This window comes from Synechococcus sp. GEYO (assembly GCF_900473955.1).
Lineage (GTDB): Bacteria > Cyanobacteriota > Cyanobacteriia > PCC-6307 > Cyanobiaceae > Synechococcus_C.
Genome location: NZ_UCNL01000011.1, coordinates 127201 through 143316 on the forward strand (window position 1 = coordinate 127201; position 16116 = coordinate 143316).

Sequence of the window (16116 nt, forward strand, 5' to 3'; positions counted from 1 at the left end):
AACCCGAAAGCTAAAGAACCCAGCGACTAAGCGCGTCCCTAGGTGCGTTGCAATGAGCAGCTGGCAGAGGTTGTGTAGTTGATCAAAGAGACAAGCTCTCCAGCAATTGCTTCTGAGCCCGTTGTCCGGTGATCGCATGGGCAGCCATCGCTCCACTGGCGGCCACAGGCGGAATGCCGATACCGGGGAAGGTACTGGCTCCACATTGAAGAAAACCTTGCACTGGCGTCTGCACACCAGGAAACAACCCCTTGGCCGCCGACAGCGCTGGGCCATAACTGCCCTGATGCACCGACAGGAAATGACGATGGGTGAGAGGCGTGCCCTCCATCACGATCCGACAGCGGCTGCGCAGATCCGGGATGCGCTGCTCAAGCACCTGCCAGAACACCGAACAGCGCTGCTCACGCTGCTTGTCGTAGGCAGCCGTTGAACGTTCCAAACCGCTCCAGTACGACCAAGGTTCATTGGCCGGTGTGTAGGCATGCAGAACGTGCTGACCGGCAGGCGCCATCGAGGCATCAAGCACCGACGGAATCGAAACCACCACGGCATTGCGTTCGGCCTCGATTCCCCGTTCCCAGTCTCCAACCCAAACCGTATGAATGGGCAGATCGTCAAGGCCACTGGCATCAAAGCCCAGGTGCAGATGGAGAAAGGAAGCGCAGGCTGGAGTCTCTAGGCGTTGATGGCGCCAGGAGGGCGATGTCGCTTCAGGCAACAGCTTCGCCGTACTCCAGGCATCAGCGTTACTGACCACATGATCGGCGTCGAACTGTTCACCGTTGACCAGCTCGACGCCAACAGCACGATCTCCATCCAACAGGACCCGCTTCACACGGGCTCCAAGGCGCAGGCTGCCGCCATATTTCTCAAGACCACGGACGAGGGCCTGCACCACGGAAGCACTTCCGCCCTTGGGAAAATCAAGGCAGGCCTCAGGTTCAAACCATTCGCCAAATAGTGTTGCCATCGCTGCCGCATTGGTATCCGCCATGGGCATTCCACTGATCAGGAAACAGAGCAGATCAACCCAATGGCGCAGGAAGGGATCCTGAAGGTGGCGATCCACCAGCGAACCGAAGGCACCGCTGAGATGACGCAGAGCCGGCAGATGGGGAAGCAAGCGACCGCTGCGTCGCAGCAGTGGTCCAAGCCCCTCGAGTCCACCCGGCGGTAGTGCCAGTAACGGCAGTGCGTCCGCCGCTGCTGCAATGGGCTGCAACACCTCAGCGAAACGTCGCCACTCCTCGACCGCTGCCGTTCCTCGCAGATCAGCGACAACCCGTTCGAAGCCGTCAGCGCCCACCCCGATACGCAGATGCCCCTCGGGGAACAACACATCCCAGTCTCGATAGGGGATGACCTCCAGGGGTTCATCCAAGGCCTTGAGAATCTGAGCCAGCGGGTTGCTGCTTGGCCATCGGCCAAGTCCGCTCCAGAGAGAAGGGCCTGATTCGAACTGATAGCCCTGCCGCTCAAATCCATGAGCAGCACCACCCGGATGGCCATGGGCTTCGAGAACCATCACCTCGTGGCCGGCTCTGGCACAGAGTGCAGCACAACAGAGACCACCGATACCACTGCCGATCACGATCACCTCACACTTGGTGGTCATGGTGTGATCCTTACGGTGACTGGTCAGTTCATAGCGGGTCGGAGCTGAATTCCGACACATGAACATCGGCTGTCACCAACACGGCGAACCGAGATCGGCCAAAAACTGCTTCAGTGATCAGAGCAAAAGTGTGGATGGATTGATCGCTCTGCCTCTGATTCTGCTGGGCCTGGCCTGGCTTCAGGAACTGGTGGATCAACTGCTGCTCGGCGGTCGCTGGAACCTGGCGATGGGTCCTGGAACACCCTGGTGGACGTTGTTCACAGCACCATTCAGCCACCAAGGCTTCGGCCATCTGCTCACGAACAGCCTGGTCTTCCTGCCGCTGAGCTACCTCGTACTAGCCAGAAGCCAAAGAACTTATCTGAGCATCTGGATTGCAGTGATCGTTCTGGAGATTCCGGTCTGGCTGTTTTGGCCGGTTGGTTCTCACGGCTTATCCGGAGTGGTCTACGGGTTGCTGGGCTATCTGGTGCTGATCGGTTTTCTGGAACGACGACCTCTGTCGATCCTGCTGAGCACCATCGCGCTGCTGCTCTACGGAAGCGCCCTGCCTGGCCTGCTTCCCTGGACATCTCCAGCTGGCGTGAGCTGGATCGGACATGCATCCGGATTTCTAGCCGGAATGCTGGCTGCGCTGGCGGTCCATCGATCGCCGGATCAGCTGGCTGACTGATCGCTGTCGGCACTCTCCTCGGCAACCTCGGCTTTGAACAGAAAGCGACTGGAAAGACGTACCGCGAGAACCGAGGCAGCAGCTCCGTAGCCGATGAAAGTGGCGGCCTGACCAAAACTGCCTTCTTGATAAAGATCAGCGTGGAGAAGCAACCAGTCCACGAGTGAGGAGGCCGTGCCCCAAATCACCACCCAGACCGAAACGTAAATCACTCCTCGCGAGGTGTTGTTCAAGACGAGACAGCAGGTGCTGAATCAACGCTAAGCGAACCTCAGTCACGTCTCAGCCAGGAATCGGCCCCTGCGAACCAATCACCGAGGTCATCAGCCTCGGGACTGTGCTGCTGGTCGGGTTCTGCACTGCACAGGTCAAGAGCATCGAGAAGGCTGTCAAGACCTTCGAGAGGGCGCCCGGAAAGTTGTTGGCGCCGAGCACGACGCAGCCAGGACGAGACCGTGCGATCTCGGTCGGCGAATTTCTGAAGATAAACACGGTCCGACAGGCTGACACTGGCCCCCTCAGCCACTCGCTGAAGGATTGACTGCAGCTTCAGACGGGTGCTGGTGGTGAGCATGGCCCGAACACTCCGAACTGGTGACGTTATGGCTCGTCATAGCGACAACGATGCCAGCGATCAAATCCATTGGCGCAGACGGACAAGACAACAATCAATGGCTACAACCATGTCAGTGATGAACAGTGAGAGGAGCCTCAATGAGTGATCAGGAACAGCAAAGGCCTGTCGTGATTCAACAGGGGGGCAATGGGATTGGCCTTGTTCTTGCCGCATTGATTGTGGGTGGCGCCATCGTCTACGCCGTCAACATCTGGTCGACTACTCAGCAACAGAAGCTCAGAGTGCCCGCAGAAGCGATCCAGAAAGGCGTTGAATCCGTGAAAGAAGCGATCAAGCCTGGCTCTTGAATGAGCCTTATTGCGCTCCATCTTTGAATACAGCAAGCAGATAATGCAGAAAGCCTTGAAACAAGAATGTCCTGAAGAAATCAAAACTCCTGCACAAACAATCCAATATTGAAATCATTCATCAACACATGAAGAGCTTTGTTGCCATCGTTCTTTTGATCTCTACTTTGCTTGCAGGCTGTACAGCATCAGATCGGTTTGAAGAAAAAACATTTCTGAGCAATGGCCCCTACCAACAGGGAACCATCGGAATTGACAGGTCGAAACTGCAGACAGTCGTGACTTGGTGCAGTCCAACGCTCCTACAAATGGCGGTTTACGACGACGTTGGAGACACCTACCCCATGCAGTACGAGCGATTGGAAGGGAAAGACCATCCACTGCAGGTCTCCATCACGGTGTTTCCTCAAGACTTGCCATTCAGCTATGCAGCGGACTACAGCACACCAACAGATGTCACCAGTGTCTGCAGTCCTGCAAGCATTCAAACAACGCTGAGCACTGAAACGGGCAGATCAGCGGACCTCGACAAGAAACTGGGAGAAACATTTGAGGTCAGAAGTGACCAACTGGTGGCCGTCACGGTGGATTGCAACGCAGGCAAAGCTGGTTATGCAGAAATCACTCAATATCGCGGAGCTGACTATGGACAGAGGGGAGGAATCGCCCTGATCCCGGCGGGCGAGGCTTCAGACGTCACTGCGCAATGCAAACATAAAAATTTCTCGATAGAGATCAATCCATCCAAGTAATCAACACGCAGACAGCAGATCCATGCTTAAGAGCAATGGTTCACTGAGAAGGCAGCTCAGGAGAACATCCAACCCCGATCAATCAACGCTCATTAAAAGATTTCAGAACCTTGTCTAGCACAATGATATTTCTCATGTGCTGAACTTCTGTCAGCCCATTGATACTCATAAACTCAGCGAGACGATCCGGATAGTCAATAATTTCACGACCGGTGTCAACAAACTGGCAAAAAGCATTCAGCAGCTCATCCTTATTGTCGGCACGCTGAATAGCACAGCAGCACCAATTAATTGCAGCATGTTCTTGAAGCTGATGATCTCGAAGCTGCGACTTGAGATTTTTAATTATTGCCTTTGTTCTTCTGACATAAAAAGCCCATGCAAGGCCAAGACATACCAAAACAATTGTCTGTAGCATGCACGCATGGCAACTAGAGGAAGACTAATCAAGCCGGAACGTCATGTCATTACGCAACAGCCTTTGACTCAGCAGAAGACTCATCAATCACCAGTGACTTTTGATTCGGCTCTTGTTCTTCCGCTGACTCTTGAAAGACAATGTCAATCTCAGCGACCCAGGCAACGATCGCAATCAAGCCGACAACGGTCCCAATCACTAAAGCGATCCGTCGATTCGACATGCAACTCAATGAATCATGGGCCGAGACTACAACGAGAGGACATGGGGCCGACATAGGCAACCAAGCCAGAGATGCTGTCATCGGGCTAAGGGAGCAAGTCAAACCACATAATCAAAACAAAGCCAACAGGAGCAGAGGAAAGACCAGTCAACAAAAATGAAAGTAGCAACACGTCACTCAACCCATACTGCGCGTCGAAGTGGATCGCCGTTGACATAGAGGCATGCTTGAATCTGCTATCTGAATAATCCCGCAGCAAAGCACAAACCTGAGCACAGGCTGAGAAATCAATGAATGATTTGATCCATACAACCAGGTAATCCAAGATCACAATCGATTCAAAAGGATTCCAACACTGCCTAGCACCTAAGCACTATGGATTAATCAGCCATTTTATAGAGATCGGGGAATAGTCTTTTTGCTCGTTGCGGGCAGTGATCAATGGCATAAGAAATCATGCCCTCAATCATAGGCAGTGCGTAGCGATCATCTTCAAAGTCCATTTCGCTTATCACTGACATCGGTATATTTGTCTGACCCATGGCAATAGCAGTTCCTTTTTCCATCGCTTCTTGAGCTGCTTTATTGGCGCAATACTGTTTTCCAGCCTGCGTGCCGATACTGTATGAAAAGCGAACCTTGTCTTGAAGCGTTGCCGCGGAAATAGAGTGGGCAGTGGATAGCGCCAAAGCAACAGTAGTAACTGCGATCAATCGATTGCGAAGGTTCATCCTGTTTCTCTTAAGCCTCAACATCACTATAGCCAATACATGCAAGCGGAAAATGCTAATTGAATTGATGCTTTCCCACGAAACGCTGCCATCAGATGTTTCGTCCATCAATTGATTCAATCTGGAAGCTTGATGTCTTTTCGAGCTGTTCAACAGGACGCTGATACGTCTCGATTCGATCAAAGACCAGGTTCAATGTCTTCACTCTTGGGAGCTTGTGCAACTCCTGGAGATGGGATCGAGAACAAGCCAGACTCAGCCACCTTCCATTGATTGTTGATGGCTGTGCTGGCGAAACAGATCGCTGGCCTCGTCAATCTCAGTGAGTTCAGCAATGTTCTGAGGTTTGTCGTCCTGACGACGCTGCTGCTGTTCACGCTCCTGTTGCTGCTCTTCCCGACGCACTGCCCGTGCATAGGCGTCGCTTGAATCAGAACTGTTTCGGCGCTGCTCAGGGCTCATGAACCCACAGTTCGAACACTCGCCAATCTCTCATCCCAACAACGGCGCTGCAATCATGGCTGTCGATCTCAAGCCGTGATGAACAAGGGCGAAAGAGCCAGAGTGATCCTCGATCGGCTGAACGAGCATTACCCCGAGACGCCGATTCCCCTGGATCACAGCGATGCCTTCACGCTGCTGATCGCCGTTTTGCTCAGTGCTCAGTGCACCGATAAAAAGGTGAATGAAGTCACTCCAGCACTGTTCTCCGCCGGGCCAACGCCCGCTGCCATGGCATCACTCGACGAAACAGAGATCTACCGCCACATCCGTCAGCTGGGACTGGCCAAAACCAAAGCGCGCAATGTGCACAAGCTCGCCCACATCCTCGTGAATGTCCACGACGGAGTCGTTCCACAGAGTTTTGAAGAGCTTGAAGCGCTACCAGGAGTCGGGCACAAGACCGCCAGCGTGGTGATGGCGCAGGCTTTCGGTGTCCCTGCATTCCCCGTGGATACTCACATTCATCGTCTGGCTCAGCGCTGGGGGTTGAGCAAAGGCGACAGCGTTGTGAAAACAGAAGCAGATCTCAAGGCTCTCTTCCCAAAGGAGCAATGGAATCGACTGCATTTGCAGATCATTTTCTACGGCCGCGAGCACTGCAGCGCACGCGGCTGCGATGGCACAGTCTGCAAGCTGTGCCGAGAGCTCTACCCGAAACGCCGCAAGCCGGTGGTCTGGCGTAAACCCTGATGCAGGCTCAACACATCACTCCAGCGATCGCCCTCACCATCGCGGGAAGCGATTCAGGAGGAGGTGCAGGGATCCAGGCTGATTTGCGCGCCTTCATGGCCTTCAGGGTTCATGGCTGCAGTGCCCTGACCTGCGTCACCGCGCAAAACACCTGCGGAGTGACACGAGTGGATCCCATACCGCCCGCAGGCCTGGAGGCACAGCTGCAAGCCGTCAAGAACGACCTGCCTGTCGATGCACTGAAAACCGGGATGCTGCTGAATCGCGAACTGATTCAAACCACCGCTGAACTCTTACGGCACTGGAGCATCCCCAAGGTGATCGACCCGGTGATGGTGAGCCGCACAGGCGCCGTGCTGCTTGAAGATGACGCGATCGCCGCGCTACGCGACGACCTGCTTCCGCTGGCAACCCTGCTGACCCCGAATCGCCATGAAGCGCGGTTGCTGAGCGGCCATGAACTGAGCGACGACAGTGACATCGAAGCAGCCGCAGCCGCGATCCACGCCCAGGGGCCTGCGGCAGTTCTGATCAAAAGCGGCAGCGAACGATCGCTGGGGGGCCGGGATTTGCTGTTCGACGGCCAACCCCACTGGCTTGAGGGGCCTTGGGTGGATACCCCCCATACCCACGGCACAGGATGCACGTTGTCAGCAGCCATCACCGCAGGATTGGCTCTCGGACAGGATCTCGATGTGGCAATGACGGCGGCGCGTGCGTACGTCAAGCAAGGCCTGAAGCAGGCTCTGGCCATCGGTCAGGGGCAAGGCCCGATCTGCCACTGGGCGGCGATCGGAAGCATTAGAGATAGTGATTAAGAACAAAAGTCAATGTGCTGTTACATTGCTACACATCCGCAACGGTTCCATGACTCAGCAGCAAGCCAGCGACAAGTGGTTCCAGGATTCAGCGGCCCGCGCCATCCATGAACAGCAGCTCGATCGGGTGGAGCGTTTCAATGGCCGTGCCGCCATGTTGGGCATCGTGATCGGCGTTCTCACTGAAGCCATCACAGGTCAGGGGATCGTCCATCAGATCGGACTCGGCCCACTGGTTGATGGTTACGTCGCCTGCAGCGCCAAATATCTTCCGTTCTGTTTCTGACTCGGCTGAAGACCTGCAGGTCTCACTCCGCCTGCAGGTCTCACTCCTAGGTTGAAGCCAGTCGAACCAGAGGCATGGCTCGCAAGCGACGCAAACTGAGCAAGGAGATGGAGGCTGAGATCAAAGCAGCCGAGAAGAAAGTGGAATTCGTCTCAGCGATGATCAGAGACATCCGCGAAGAAGACGTTCAAAACGAGTACGCAGAAGCCTTTGCTCAGGTTCATGCCGCTTGCAGCCATCTGGCAGCGCTCTACGTCACCGAAGGGGTGACCGAAGAGAGCGAGGGGACCTTGGCTCTCTACAAAGGGTTATTGACGCGATTCGAAGAGGAATACGAGCTCTGAACTTGAGCTGTAGGTCCTGGCGCCACCCATGGCCGAGCCGCAGGAAGCCGGTACAACCGGTGCATCAAGTTCATTCAAGCCATGGCAGACCAGGGCCCATCGACCTCACCAAGCTCGAATCCCCTTTGGTTCGTTCTGATGATGGCCAGCCGCTGGCCGCTGGCTGTGGTGATCGCCGCATGGGCCGTTGCCGTGGCTGCCATTCAGATCCTTCGCCAACCCATCCCGATTGCCTTGCCACTCGATCAGCCGCTGCCTGTGCGGCTCGTGGGAGGCATCACCGTTGATCAGCTCTCTGCGCCGGTCAGCGTGAAGAGCGAGGAGCCTCTATCGATCGAAGCTGTCAAGGCGCTGCCTGTCAGTGGCGACGTGGCCGTGACCGAACCCGTCAAGGTTGAAGGTGCTGTCACGGTGGGAGAAGTCACCGCACCGGTGACCGTTAACGGCAGCGACGGAGGTCCCGTGCTGGTCGGCACTCCCGATGGGGAACTGCTGAATGTGACCGGAGCAGTGAGAGTGGATTCTGTTGGAGGCAAGATCAACGTGCAGCTGCGCAATGCCGCCAAATCCGTCCTGCCCATCCCCTGACGCAATGCCCACGCCTTTAGATAGCGAGCTGAACTCTTTGAATCTGGCGGTGGTAGGGCATCAGGAGTGGGTCACCTTTTTGGAGGTCGATGCACTGCCCAGACCAGGCAGGATCGGACGAGCTTCTCGAGACCTCGAAGAACCTGCCGGTGCCGGAGCTGTCATCGCAGTCCAGCTGGCACGCCTCACCGGTCAAAGAGTTCTATTTTTCACAGCACTCGGTCGGGATGCGATTGGCCAACGCAGCGAACAACGCCTCAGAGAGTTGGGAGTTGAACCAGTGGTGGCCTGGCGCGACCAACCCAGTCGGCGCGGAATCAGCCTGATGGATCCCAGCGGTGACCGTGCAATCACGGTGATTGGCGAGCGCTTGATGCCCACCGCTGAAGACGACCTCAACTGGGAACGACTTGCAGACTGCGACGGCGTGTTCGTCTCGGCCACCGACTGCGATGGCCTGCGTCGGGCACGCCAGGCCAGGATTCTGAGTGCAACACCACGACTCGGACTCGCCGTGTTGCAGCAGGCTTCAGTACCTCTGGACGCCCTGATCGGCAGCGCACTGGACCCCGGCGAACAGGTTCCCGAAAACTGTCTCAATCCAGCACCCACAGTTCGAATCGCCACGGAGGGTGAGGCCGGAGGCGTGCTGATTCCAGGCGGCCGTTTTGATGCTGTTCAACTGCCAGGCCCGATGGTGGAGTCCTATGGATGTGGCGACAGCTTTGCCGCAGGCGTCACCGCTGGACTAAGCGCAGGTTGGAGCACCCAACAGGCGGTCGCGCTGGGAGCGAGCTGCGGTGCTGCCTGCGCAACGCGCTTCGGGCCTTACGGCGAACACTGATCAAGGCCATGCAAAGGATGAAATTTGACTTCTCAAACGAAGAGTTCAGCGAATTAATTGCTGCTGCGAAGCAAGCACAGGTTCGCTGGAAAAAAGCCAGAACTTTATGGAAAGTGGGTCATCACGCCTATCTCAAACACAATGAGCAGGAACTGACGAACAACATCAACCGGTTCAAGCAAACCGAGCAAATGCTGCTTGATCGCTACAAAAGCGTGACTGGAGACGACTGGCATCGGTGAGCTGTGCAATTACAAAGACCTGTGTCAATCCAGAACGGCTGAGGCCAAATCTCTGGCGCGCAACACCCATTCATTTACACAGTCAGCAGACGCTGCATTGACCATTCCCGCTTCGACATCGCGATAAAGATCAGCAATCTTCCAGGCACTGGTGCGTGGATCATCAGCAGAACGTGGGATCAAATGCAGATGCAGATGTCGGGCTCCCTCACCGAAGGCGATGGCATAGACCCGTTCGCAGCCTGTGACCGCACGCACCAACTGGGAGGCACGTTGGACAACAACGCCCCAATCCTGCGCTTCCTCAGGGACAAAGTTGATTGGACCACCACAGTGTCGACGCGAATCCAGCAGGCACCAACCGGCCAACGGAGCAGGGCGCGGATGGTGTCGCAGCAGCCAGAGATCATTGCGCCAGATCTCATGAGCCGTCAGCTCAGCCTGATCGCCATGCAGGGCACAGATGGGGCAAGAGGCTTCGGCTGGAGGAGAAACCATGGGCATCGGCAACGACCTGAGCTCACTCTGTCTGCGTCCCAGAAAAGGAGGGGGTTTTCGATTGCAATGGGCTCTATAAGTCAGGGAAGCAGAAGGGCTCGCCTTCATGTCCATCCGTATTGGCATCAATGGCTTCGGACGCATCGGGCGTCTGGCCTTCCGACAGGCCATGGCCTGCCCCGACGTGGAGGTGGTTGCCATCAACGACCTGATCGAACTCGACTACCTCGCCTACCTGCTGCGTTACGACTCAACGCATCGCCGCTTCCCAGGTGAAATCAAGGTTGTGGATGGCCACTTGATGGTAAATGGCAGTCACATTCGCGTCACGGCCGAACGAGACCCCCGCCAGCTGCGCTGGGGTGAAGTGGGAGCCGACTACGTGCTGGAAAGCACTGGCTTCTTTCTGACCGCCGACACCGCCCGCCAACACCTTGAGGCCGGCGCCAAACGCGTGGTGATGAGCGCTCCATCCAAAGACGACACGCCGATGTTCGTCATGGGAGTGAATCACAACTCCTATGCAGGAGAAGACATCGTGTCGAATGCCAGCTGCACAACGAACTGTCTGGCACCACTCGCCAAGGTCGTGAACGACCACTACGGAATCGTCAGCGGTCTGATGACCACCGTGCATGCCACCACGGCAACCCAGAAGCCAGTGGATAGCCCTTCACTCAAAGACTGGCGAGGTGGACGAGGGGCGGGGCAGAGCATCATTCCCAGCTCAACGGGTGCTGCCAAAGCCGTGGGTCGTGTGATTCCGGAACTGAATGGAAAACTCACAGGCATGGCTTTCCGGGTACCAACTCCTGATGTCTCCGTCGTCGACCTGACAGTGAATCTGGCCAAACCAGCCAGTTACGAAGAGATCAAGACAACCATGAAAGAAGCATCACAGAACGGCCTTTCTGGCATCCTTGGTTATACCGAAGATCCGATCGTGTCCAATGATCTTCTGGGAGAAAGCTGCACCTCAGTGTTTGATGCTGGAGCAGGCATGGCGCTCAACGATCAGTTCATGAAACTGGTGGCTTGGTACGACAATGAATGGGCCTACAGCTGCAAATGCATTGACCTGATGCAGCACATGGCCAAGCATTCTGCTTAAGCAATCGAGAGCAAAAATCGTTCAGCCAAGAGATCTCATAACGTCCTTTCGAGCTGTTGCATCTCAATCAAGCGTGCCAATGCTTGCTGACATGTCCAACGCAACGGAACCCAAGGAGCCGATGAAGAAAGCTCGTACAAAAGATCCATTTGGTCATCAAGTTGCAGTTCAACGCAAGCCCAGGCAGCTGCAATTCTCGACTTCGTATATTGGGGCGTAGTTTCGGCAAGAGCAGACCTGACAAGATCACTCTTTTCGCTGAACTTTCGCAAACCAACAAGACAACTTAGATAATAGTGAGTGACATAATCAGACCAGAGTCTTTCCTGCATACTTTCAATCACTGCAAGGCATTCGCTGCGATCAATCCGCATCAAACTCGCTGCAGCACCATACTGTCGAGCTTCATCACGATGGCTGAGATTCCGCTCGATCTCATCAGGATCTGATCCACATTCCCACTCCGATCGAATATCTAACAACAAAGGATCATCGCGGAGCAGCTGCTCAAACAAAGCCTGGTTTTCAGGTTTCGAGAGAGACTGGTTACCATCAACGATTTGCAAGAAGCTTTTAGCTCGAAGAGACATGGATACCGGCGCGCGAACTAAAATAGGCAGCAGGCTTTCATCACCGGAATCACCAATATCAATCACTGCAGATCTCCTCTTACCAGCAACTAGATCTGTAAGAGACGCCACTAATGGCTTCATTAAGTCACATTCGCCATAAAGCGAAGCCATGTAAGCCCTTGCAGCACCGGAGACAAGCAGACTTTTGTGATCACAACAATCCATGATGCAAGACTTCGAACGAGGACTCTGAATTCCAAGCCTTGTGAATGTTTGAATGACTGCACGTATTTGTGTCACTTCCCCATTCAACAATCCAAGCAGACAATCTTCTTCCACCTCGCCCGGACGCCAGCCAATTCTGGTCAAAGCCGACAGCGCATTAATCACGGCCTCAGTATCACTACAACCCAGAACATCAACAAGAGCAGGGATGGCCCTTGGATCTTTTCTGCGACCTAAAGCCTCAACAACCTTACGCCTAGTGATTCGATCAAACAATTCATCGACTTTGAGCTCATGTGTAGCTCGAATTAAAGCCTCGAGGGTCTTATCGCAATCACAAAGCCCTAACCGAGTCGCAGCAAAATAGCGATCTGAGGGTCGTTCAACAGAAGCTGTATCCGCAAAGATCAGCGACAGGGCATCAGCCTCTGATATACCTTGCACTAAAACATCAAAACGTTCTGCCATGTCTCAACAAAGGCTTGAAAGAAGCTATCAAAAATAAAAATCAAAATCACGCAAAAATACAACTGATATAATCACTTTTACTCATCTCGCAACCGCAAATAGAAGTAAGACATCGCTTCATAACTGCAGCAAAGCGACCAACAGAGCAACAAAATTCATAGCAACACAATTGCACAAAAGCATCAAATCCTTTGCCCGCGTAGTCATCCCACAAGAAACTGCAGCAGCCAGGACTGAAAGCAGAACTATTAAATCAGCTGACTTAAACGACTACTTGGAGCGGCGGTCAATCAATTCAATAAGATGGGCATCATGCTTATTACAGAAGTCAGTAACACACTCACGTAGGATATGACCAATAGAAACAGATTCGGTATAGCAAAGGAGCTTTAGCTTCTTATGGAGTTCCTCGCTAAGCTCAAACGTGACTCTTTTCATTTGCAGACAACTGTCACGAAGAGAGCGCGAGACACGACAAAACCCGATTTGCACCCATTTTAGATCTTTTGATAAGAAATGGATACCGGCGATCGTTCAGTTTACAAAGCTAAACAGCGATAACGCATGGATCGAGCCTCCTTTCCTCAAGACGACACGAATGAATCACAAGAAAAGGAAAGCCTGAGAGCAGGCCTGACGCAATTAGCAAAAACCAAGCTGGATCAAGGCGCACTATGCGTTTAGCAGAGTCTGACTGGGTAATTCTCCGAAGCTGTTGAAGTATCTACGGGCATAGCGTCCTGCATGCTTGAAGCCATATTGAATAGCCACTTCACGAATCATGCTTTCTTCAGCTGCCGACTGATCCTGACATCTCAATAAAGCACGTCTTGATTCTTCAAGACGGACTTGCATCATCATCTCAATAATTCCCATGCCAAAATATTTCTGGCAAACTCTATAGAGTGATGCTTGGCCAGTATCCAGGAATTGGCAGACATCAGCCAATGTCATAGGAGAGGACATTTTCTTCGTGTCGTGAGACAAGCGAACAATCTCTGACAAGAGCGCATGATTTTTAGTTTCACCTTTTTTGTAAGCACGAGGCTTACCATCTTCTAAACAACAAATAATGAGATCATAATACTTCGAGGGGTTAGATATTCCGGCTTGGAGATCTTTCCTTGCTAGTCTTTTAAGCTGATGACTCAATTGATCCGATACTTCCAGTCCCTTGTTGCTGGTCAAGTTGTCAATACCTACATGAGCATTACAAGCAATCATTGCCTCCATTAACGAGGCTTTGTCAAGCATGCAAGCCGTAGAAGAGCAAAGTGGAGAATACTTTCCCCATGAACCACCCGTCGATCCATTATACGTATTAAAACCTCCAAGGCTATTGGCTTTCATCTCATAACCTTCGCAAATCCCCATTGGAGCAAGCGAGTTTTTCAGCGGTGTAATCCAATTAAAGTCAACGGACCAATCAGTCCCCCATCCCTCATAAAGAAGTGTTTTTGATGCCTTAATTTCTGCGATTGAAATTCCAGACACCATGGAATGAGTCATGCTGTAGTTTCCAGCTCCAGAATCAAACTGCGTGATTCTGGTCAACTGACCCATCTCATTCAGTGTTTCCGAAATCTGAAGAGGGTCTGAATAAGGAAGAGATAATTCTATCAACTTCTAGACCTCAACAAATCCGAAACAAAGACTGTTGACTTACTTGCCTTCTCAATCGTTTCCTCGGGACTTTGGGAAAAAGTTCTAAAATACAATCGTTCGAAGGTATTCCAATTTTTAAATCCATAATATTCAGCATTTTTTTTCATCGTGAAATATCGCAGTCCTGTTGGAACATGTGAATTCAAATATGATTTTTTAACTTGCTCAAGCCTGATACTCTTAATCAATTCAAGGATGCTCATATCAAAATTTGACCGGCACACCTCACTCAATGACTTCTCTTCTGCATTCAGGAATTTTGTAATCTCCCCAATCCTCAAGGGAGGCAAGCCCAATCGATCTTCATGCAACAACTTAACGAGATCCTCAATCAGATCAGTTTGGTCAGATCGTTCCGTGATGAGATTTTCATTATCAGAAGATTCTTCAAGCGTTGCAATCGCCAGATCGTAAAAAGCCTGCCCACATTTCAGCCCGAACTCAAAATGCTGTTCAAACAGACGCCTTAATTGATGAGTACAATCACTCTCAGTGTCAATTCCGATGCACTCTTCCAAACGAGCATAAGCGTTATAGGCATTCATTTGATCAATCTGATCCTTTAATTTCTCCCACTTCAAGCTCATACAGCATAACACTGTATGAGCACCAACAATGTCCCAAGTATTGCCACCCGCTTTATTCAAGCGGTTGAATCCTGCAATACTTGGGCTGCGCATCTTATGGCCGCCAATAATTGTACTGGAACCCGACATCGTGTCTTGCCCTTTAATCCAGCAGAATGCCACTGAATTCTGATTAGCATCCTCTTCGTAAAGCAGTGTCTGATTCGACTTAAAGACCTCTAAGTGGACATTCTTAATTGGTGCACAAATTGAACTTGTTAAAAGTTCTCCTTTACTCAACTGAGTGACATTACAAGAGAAATTAGACTTTGAAAAATATTCAGCGTAATGATTCTGGCAATGTGTTTCCATGCCAAGCAAATCGCCAAACACATATTCTTTTGCCTTCCTTGCCTTCATATCTAACTCTAAGCCATTCAAATAAAATTCATTGAGATAAATCTATAATAAATCTCTTGAGTCGTCAATCATTGAGTCAACCTTGAAATCAAGCCAGAGCAAATAGAAGACGCGACCTCAGCAAGCAACCCATGCGTTACAGTTGTTAAGGAAAGGGGTTTTAGGCGAAAAGACGCTTGCAGACCATCAGAAGCTACAGCGCAAGAGCAGAATTCATAAATGCGCACTAACGCCAGTAATAACTGTAATTCTACGATTAGCCATCCATTGGAATCGCTTTTCCAAGTAGAGATATAGAAGAAGCCATCGTTCGATGAGCAAGGCAGCATTACACGCTTTCATCGACAGAGCCAGAGCCGATCAATCTTTCAGAGATCAATTGTCAGAGCTCGGGCCTCAAGAGATCATTGATTTTGCAGCTCAAAGCGGCTTTGTCTTTTCCGATGAAATCAAGGGTCGCTTTATCAATCGCTGGGCTGGTGTTTATTTCTGCCCACAGGCAATCGAAGTGGGCATTCTTTGCCCTGGGTTAGTGCCAGAAGGTTATCAAAACCTTATCCACTATGCACAATCAACCTGCAGTTCATCTGAATTAAAAGAAGAAGAGCACGATTTCAGATCCGGCAAAAAATACTAAATAGCCGCATTCCTCAATACGGTCCAACAATACAATCTATTCATTTATCATAAGCAGATCGTTGCTAATGTTCTGCTTGTTCTGGTCGCTTGTTATTTAGACTAAAACCACAATTGTCTTAGTCAAAGCGTTGAACTTCACCGCTTGCGAAAACTGAAGTGCTCTTATAGCTAGTCATCTAGCTCGTCATTATGAGCGAAAAGCAGTCCTTGATGCTGCAGTGTCTTTCCTGAAGAACAAGCAGCAAAAAGCCCCCTCGTGAGAGGGGGCTTTCCGATTCAGTTGACCTGAATCGT

Annotated in this window: 22 protein-coding genes; 12 read left to right on the forward strand and 10 right to left on the reverse strand. The window is 52.1% G+C overall.

Annotation, left to right across the window (positions count from 1 at the left end):
* Positions 1 to 82 precede the first annotated feature (82 nt).
* The gene (locus tag DXY37_RS11730) at positions 83 to 1618 is read right to left on the reverse strand and encodes an NAD(P)/FAD-dependent oxidoreductase (protein ID WP_115126871.1); all 1536 of its coding nucleotides are present in this window, start codon (positions 1616 to 1618) and stop codon (positions 83 to 85) included.
* A gap of 139 nt (positions 1619 to 1757) precedes the next feature.
* Here DXY37_RS11730 and DXY37_RS11735 point away from each other — a divergent pair, with 139 nt between their 5' ends.
* Positions 1758 to 2294 (forward strand): rhomboid family intramembrane serine protease, encoded by a 537-nt coding sequence (locus tag DXY37_RS11735; RefSeq protein ID WP_115126872.1) that lies wholly within the window; start codon positions 1758 to 1760, stop codon positions 2292 to 2294.
* Here the strand turns inward: DXY37_RS11735 and DXY37_RS11740 are convergent.
* Positions 2279 to 2527 carry a hypothetical protein gene (locus tag DXY37_RS11740; RefSeq protein WP_067093021.1) on the reverse strand — a complete coding sequence of 83 codons (249 nt, stop codon included), beginning with the start codon at positions 2525 to 2527 and terminating at the stop codon, positions 2279 to 2281. The two genes, DXY37_RS11735 and DXY37_RS11740, sit on opposite strands and share 16 nt — an antisense overlap.
* A gap of 38 nt (positions 2528 to 2565) precedes the next feature.
* A complete protein-coding gene (locus DXY37_RS11745; RefSeq protein WP_115126826.1) occupies positions 2566 to 2868 on the reverse strand; it encodes a hypothetical protein in 303 nt (100 codons plus the stop codon).
* 140 nt (positions 2869 to 3008) lie between these two features.
* Here DXY37_RS11745 and DXY37_RS11750 point away from each other — a divergent pair, with 140 nt between their 5' ends.
* Positions 3009 to 3218 carry a hypothetical protein gene (locus DXY37_RS11750; RefSeq protein ID WP_115126827.1) on the forward strand — a complete coding sequence of 70 codons (210 nt, stop codon included), beginning with the start codon at positions 3009 to 3011 and terminating at the stop codon, positions 3216 to 3218.
* A 308-nt stretch (positions 3219 to 3526) separates the two neighbouring features.
* Complete coding sequence (locus DXY37_RS11755; RefSeq protein ID WP_136975614.1) at positions 3527 to 3970, forward strand: hypothetical protein; 444 nt, start codon at positions 3527 to 3529, stop codon at positions 3968 to 3970.
* An 82-nt stretch (positions 3971 to 4052) separates the two neighbouring features.
* Here the strand turns inward: DXY37_RS11755 and DXY37_RS11760 are convergent, their stop codons facing one another.
* The 3 genes from DXY37_RS11760 to DXY37_RS11775 all read right to left on the reverse strand — a co-directional run bounded on the left by DXY37_RS11760 (position 4053) and on the right by DXY37_RS11775 (position 5804).
* Complete coding sequence (locus tag DXY37_RS11760) at positions 4053 to 4388, reverse strand: hypothetical protein (protein ID WP_115126829.1); 336 nt, start codon at positions 4386 to 4388, stop codon at positions 4053 to 4055.
* 603 nt (positions 4389 to 4991) lie between these two features.
* On the reverse strand, positions 4992 to 5450 hold the full coding sequence (locus DXY37_RS11770; protein ID WP_115126831.1) for a hypothetical protein: 459 nt from the start codon (positions 5448 to 5450) through the stop codon (positions 4992 to 4994).
* Between the two features lie 147 nt (positions 5451 to 5597).
* A complete protein-coding gene (locus DXY37_RS11775) occupies positions 5598 to 5804 on the reverse strand; it encodes a hypothetical protein (RefSeq protein WP_115126832.1) in 207 nt (68 codons plus the stop codon).
* Positions 5805 to 5882: 78 nt separating this feature from the next.
* Here DXY37_RS11775 and nth point away from each other — a divergent pair, with 78 nt between their 5' ends.
* The 7 genes from nth (at position 5883) to DXY37_RS11810 (ending at position 9658) form a co-directional block, all read left to right on the forward strand.
* A complete protein-coding gene (nth, locus tag DXY37_RS11780) occupies positions 5883 to 6536 on the forward strand; it encodes an endonuclease III (RefSeq protein WP_115126833.1) in 654 nt (217 codons plus the stop codon).
* Positions 6536 to 7354 (forward strand): bifunctional hydroxymethylpyrimidine kinase/phosphomethylpyrimidine kinase, encoded by an 819-nt coding sequence (gene thiD, locus DXY37_RS11785; RefSeq protein ID WP_170951891.1) that lies wholly within the window; start codon positions 6536 to 6538, stop codon positions 7352 to 7354. The genes nth and thiD overlap by 1 nt, the downstream gene beginning before the upstream one ends.
* 49 nt (positions 7355 to 7403) lie before the next feature.
* A complete protein-coding gene (locus tag DXY37_RS11790) occupies positions 7404 to 7640 on the forward strand; it encodes a high light inducible protein (protein ID WP_067093010.1) in 237 nt (78 codons plus the stop codon).
* 74 nt (positions 7641 to 7714) lie between these two features.
* Positions 7715 to 7984, forward strand: a complete 270-nt coding sequence (locus DXY37_RS11795) for a hypothetical protein (protein WP_115126834.1) — start codon at positions 7715 to 7717, stop codon at positions 7982 to 7984.
* 81 nt (positions 7985 to 8065) lie between these two features.
* Complete coding sequence (locus DXY37_RS11800; RefSeq protein WP_115126835.1) at positions 8066 to 8572, forward strand: hypothetical protein; 507 nt, start codon at positions 8066 to 8068, stop codon at positions 8570 to 8572.
* Between the two features lie 4 nt (positions 8573 to 8576).
* The gene (locus DXY37_RS11805; protein ID WP_115126836.1) at positions 8577 to 9416 is read left to right on the forward strand and encodes a PfkB family carbohydrate kinase; all 840 of its coding nucleotides are present in this window, start codon (positions 8577 to 8579) and stop codon (positions 9414 to 9416) included.
* Positions 9417 to 9433: 17 nt separating this feature from the next.
* Positions 9434 to 9658 (forward strand): hypothetical protein, encoded by a 225-nt coding sequence (locus DXY37_RS11810; protein WP_115126837.1) that lies wholly within the window; start codon positions 9434 to 9436, stop codon positions 9656 to 9658.
* 24 nt (positions 9659 to 9682) lie between these two features.
* Here DXY37_RS11810 and DXY37_RS11815 read toward each other — a convergent pair whose 3' ends face one another.
* Positions 9683 to 10156: an HIT family protein gene (locus DXY37_RS11815; protein ID WP_244277122.1), complete on the reverse strand. Its 474-nt coding sequence runs from the start codon at positions 10154 to 10156 to the stop codon at positions 9683 to 9685.
* A 106-nt stretch (positions 10157 to 10262) separates the two neighbouring features.
* On the opposite strand from DXY37_RS11815, the gene gap reads away from it, so the two are divergent.
* On the forward strand, positions 10263 to 11267 hold the full coding sequence (gap, locus tag DXY37_RS11820; protein ID WP_115126839.1) for a type I glyceraldehyde-3-phosphate dehydrogenase: 1005 nt from the start codon (positions 10263 to 10265) through the stop codon (positions 11265 to 11267).
* Positions 11268 to 11302: 35 nt separating this feature from the next.
* Here the strand turns inward: gap and DXY37_RS11825 are convergent, their stop codons facing one another.
* The 3 genes from DXY37_RS11825 to DXY37_RS11835 form a co-directional block, all read right to left on the reverse strand.
* A complete protein-coding gene (locus DXY37_RS11825; RefSeq protein ID WP_115126840.1) occupies positions 11303 to 12532 on the reverse strand; it encodes a HEAT repeat domain-containing protein in 1230 nt (409 codons plus the stop codon).
* Between the two features lie 672 nt (positions 12533 to 13204).
* A complete protein-coding gene (locus tag DXY37_RS11830; RefSeq protein WP_371638168.1) occupies positions 13205 to 14095 on the reverse strand; it encodes a helix-turn-helix domain-containing protein in 891 nt (296 codons plus the stop codon).
* 56 nt (positions 14096 to 14151) lie between these two features.
* Positions 14152 to 15204 (reverse strand): helix-turn-helix domain-containing protein, encoded by a 1053-nt coding sequence (locus DXY37_RS11835; protein WP_244277124.1) that lies wholly within the window; start codon positions 15202 to 15204, stop codon positions 14152 to 14154.
* 292 nt (positions 15205 to 15496) lie between these two features.
* On the opposite strand from DXY37_RS11835, the gene DXY37_RS11840 reads away from it, so the two are divergent.
* The gene (locus DXY37_RS11840; protein WP_115126841.1) at positions 15497 to 15820 is read left to right on the forward strand and encodes a Nif11-like leader peptide family natural product precursor; all 324 of its coding nucleotides are present in this window, start codon (positions 15497 to 15499) and stop codon (positions 15818 to 15820) included.
* The last annotated feature ends 296 nt before the right edge of the window (positions 15821 to 16116 follow it).